This is a genomic window from Neobacillus drentensis (assembly GCF_036962765.1).
Lineage (GTDB): Bacteria > Bacillota > Bacilli > Bacillales > Cytobacillaceae > Neobacillus > Neobacillus drentensis_C.
This window is the reverse complement of record NZ_JBALOS010000022.1, coordinates 1-2,862: the sequence shown is the minus strand read 5'-3', so window position 1 is coordinate 2,862 and position 2,862 is coordinate 1. Positions and strand designations below refer to the sequence as shown.

Annotated in this window: 3 protein-coding genes; 2 read left to right on the top strand and 1 reads right to left on the bottom strand. The window is 35.7% G+C overall.

Features of this window, described 5'->3' with window-relative positions:
- Window positions 1-115: 115 nt before the first annotated feature.
- Complete coding sequence (locus V7137_RS03725; protein WP_335696815.1) at window positions 116-577, bottom strand: CoxG family protein; 462 nt, start codon at window positions 575-577, stop codon at window positions 116-118.
- Between the two features lie 411 nt (window positions 578-988).
- On the opposite strand from V7137_RS03725, the gene V7137_RS03720 reads away from it, so the two are divergent.
- Together V7137_RS03720 and V7137_RS03715 are read left to right on the top strand one after the other, a co-directional pair.
- Window positions 989-1,600: a hypothetical protein gene (locus tag V7137_RS03720; RefSeq protein ID WP_335696814.1), complete on the top strand. Its 612-nt coding sequence runs from the start codon at window positions 989-991 to the stop codon at window positions 1,598-1,600.
- Window position 1,601: 1 nt separating this feature from the next.
- Window positions 1,602-2,582 carry a hypothetical protein gene (locus V7137_RS03715; RefSeq protein ID WP_335696813.1) on the top strand — a complete coding sequence of 327 codons (981 nt, stop codon included), beginning with the start codon at window positions 1,602-1,604 and terminating at the stop codon, window positions 2,580-2,582.
- The last annotated feature ends 280 nt before the right edge of the window (window positions 2,583-2,862 follow it).

Here is a 2,862-nt window from a genome sequence, read left to right as displayed (position 1 = left end):
GAAGAACGTATCGCTGGCTACAGTGAAGAGATATATCCTTCTTGCACACCATTTGGGACAGCACCCCCAATCTTTTATTGCTTAATGGAAGTGGGGGACTGTCCCTTTTTTGGTGCTAAACATTAGATACAATGTTATTAAGATCCTCCAATTTAGTGGATATCGCGATGACCATATCCTTCGTTCCTTTAGGAAGCTGCGATTTTAAGACAGCATTCACCACCGGCCCCAATGCGCCACCGGCCGTGAGCTCAAGAAAACCTGTTATCCTCGTTTTGTTTTTATCGACCGCCTCTGCCAGGAAGTATCCATCACCTGAAAGTCCTTCATTTACCCCCTTTAAATGAAAAGTAACCTTTGTCGGTTCAATCCATTCTTTTATGGTAACCATCAGATTAATCTTTTTCTTTATGAATCCAATGTTACTATAAAACTCCCAAGTGGACTGACGGTTCGTAAATTTTCGATGTTGAATATATCCAGGAATAAGAGGAGCCCACTTATCCATATCTTTAACAAAATCCCAAACCTTAGTAATCGGTAAATCCACCTCAGCTTGATGCATTCCGGTTGGCATTCATTTGCCTTCTTTCCATTAAGTATTAATGCCTTCCTATATTTATATGTTCCATCCATTAAAGGGAGATTTGTCCCTCATGGCTCGGGTGAAGGATATCTTAATGGTTTCGAAAGTAACGTGACTTGAATTCAATAAGAACAGTGTCATGTTTGAGGATTCTTTGTTAAGCCTTCCGTGGCGGTGCAACATATCAATTGTTTAAAATGGGCTTTCATCAAAGTCAGCATCATCTACACTGTAAGCTTTAATGTACAATCAATTTTTTGTGGCTGGGGTATCAATGTCCACAGGGTAGTAGGGTATGTGATGAATAACTAATTTTAATTATAGGAAATAAAGGCCAATTTTAAGTTTATTATATTATAATAAAAGTATTGTTTGGGATTTTCTTGAAAAGGTGTGGGGATTTTGGAAGAGGCACTATTGCATGGGGAGTTCATTAACATAGAAACAAAGAGACTAGAGCTTGAATCGGAAAATATACGTAGAGACGATATTATAAATCAGCTCAATAAACGATACCGTGCACTCTCTAAGAAAAAAGCATTTACCTGCCGATGTTGTGATGAACCCGTAAATTTGAATTTAACCAAAGAAGAGGGAAGGCCCTTTTACTTTAAACACTATGACGGAAAAAAATGCTCTTATTCAGAAAATAGTAAGACCTATGAGACACTGGTTTCCTTACACCAAGATAAGAAAAAGAAAGACATTGGATTAACTGTCTTTAGAGAGGTTCTAGAAGGTCAATTAAAACAACTGGGAGCTGTAATTGAAAGAGGATATTTTTATAAAAAGAAACTTTCGTTTATTCCGGACTTTACCGTTAGTTTCCCTTTTTCAGAGGAAGTTTGGGCTATTGATTATTACACCTCAATAACAGAAGGTAGTTATACCCAAAACATTGAAAAACGGTTGAAAACCTATAATAGAGAAGGTTTTAAAGCTTTCTCCTTTGTTGATGATTTCTGGCTTGCCATTGATCCTGAAACGAATAAAGGGACGCTGCTTACTGCATGAGATGCAGGTAACAAAAAAGAGTCAAGAAGATAAAGCGTGGGATCAGTTTATAAATGATGATCTACCTTTGGAGATTCAGAATTTAGTATCTGAGGTAGTTGGTCTCCCATTTCCTATAGATACAAGGAGTATTGCTTATGTCAATATTGATAGTCGCAGTTGTAAAATAATTAGATTAGTCGTAACACAAAGAAATAACCGGAATGTAACCTTTCTTAAACTATCAGAACCGACTATCCCTTTGGAAAGAACCTTAACTTTAAATAATAGACAAGACGACTTTCTCCTCCATATTGAAAATGAAGAAGATCTACGAATGTCATTTATCCTTACCATTTTGGACAAGAAGGAACAAGCAGAACGTGAGGAAATGGCTCAAAGAAAAGATATGGAAAAAATAGAGCGTGAAGAAGAGGAAAGAAAGGCCGTTTTAAACATATTAAGATTAGAAGCACAGGAACGTGTTTATTCCGGCAAAGAAATAAAACAAAAAAATGACGAACTAATAGAGCAGAAAATGGCTCAACGAGCAGCAGAAGCAAAAGAGCGGCCAATTCATATGTCGCCTGAACAGTGGGAATGGAATAAAAAAACAGGAAGAATGTATTCATCTAGAGAAACAGGTATGGTTCAGAGTCAGTCGAACTCAACATTTAATCAAGCAGAAGACAAGTATACAATACAACAAAGAGAGAAATTTAAAGAGAAGTTATTAACCCACCCAATCAAGGGAGATCAATTTATCGGTGGACCACCATCAAAGTGGCGTGGCTTTATTTTAAAATGGATTAAAACTCATCAAGAGGAAGACAGTTTAATAGTTTCCATGAAGGTGTTATTAAGTGATATGAATGCAAGCGGAATTACCTTTAACCAGAAAGATTCTCATATTCAGCATCCGGTGAAAGAGTTTTTGTTGTTTTACCAAGAAAGGTTAAAGAGGGAGATGAAAAGGAAGGTAAATGTTATTTTTGTTGACTGAATTGATTTCATAAGTATGAAATCCTTTTAATTTAACCTAACTATTTATGATACGTGAACCGTAAGTAAATGAGGTTTTTGGGGTTGTTACAGTCTAACCTACGGGGTTGTTTTTTTATATAAAGTGATTATATGAAGGTGAATATAATGAGAAATTATAATAAATGCAGAATATATTTAAATTAGCTAATAATAAATATTTAATTGAACAAAAGAAACTCACTCAAAGTGGAGTATCTGAACTTTATCTAAATAAAGCAAAGGAAAAGACTCCTTTTAGG

Excerpts from the sequence above, each read along its gene's own strand:
- V7137_RS03725 (WP_335696815.1), bottom strand. The coding sequence starts at position 577 with ATGCCAACCGGAATGCATCAAGCTGAGGTGGATTTACCGATTACTAAG.
- V7137_RS03715 (WP_335696813.1), top strand. The coding sequence starts at position 1,602 with ATGCAGGTAACAAAAAAGAGTCAAGAAGATAAAGCGTGGGATCAGTTT.